This window comes from Bartonella sp. AD328YNZD, from assembly GCF_042196425.1.
The window spans coordinates 1-510 of record NZ_JBHIQG010000903.1; the positions used below are offsets into that span (position 1 = coordinate 1).

Genomic DNA, 510 nt, shown 5'->3' on the forward strand with positions numbered 1-510 from the left:
TTATAAATAATACAATTTTAAATTGTGATATTTTGGGATTCTGGCTTTACATAAAACATAGGGTGGATATATAAAATACAAAACGTATTTTAAATTATCACGCGTAACCAAATTTATTAAACAGAACGCGTGTTTTTTTGTTTTTAGAGAAGGGGAAGAAAGTTTGTAGAAAATTATGTTTAAAAATCATCTCTCTTTATGTCGTTTTACAACGGTTATTTTTTTCTTTGTACACAATGCTGATGCCGGTGGAATTCCTTCTGAAAAGAAGCAATATTCATGTAATGAAAGTGCTTCATTTTATCGCTGTAATGATGGTCAAACGCATGAAATTTCCCAGAAAACTTATCAACTTAGGGGTGAAAGTTCTGATGCAGCCCTAGAGGCATCAGGGGAAAATACGGTTATTGAGGGAAAGGCTATAATTATTAACGGTGTCTCAAATACAAATAGCCATTCAGAAACAAACGCTTGGACAACAGCTGTAAAGTCCTCAAATGGGGGAGGCGT

1 pseudogene is annotated in these 510 nt (G+C 33.9%); it reads left to right on the forward strand.

What is annotated here, in order from left to right:
• Positions 1-175: 175 nt before the first annotated feature.
• Positions 176-510, forward strand: a pseudogene (locus ACFIO3_RS15680) (autotransporter outer membrane beta-barrel domain-containing protein); the annotation flags it as partial.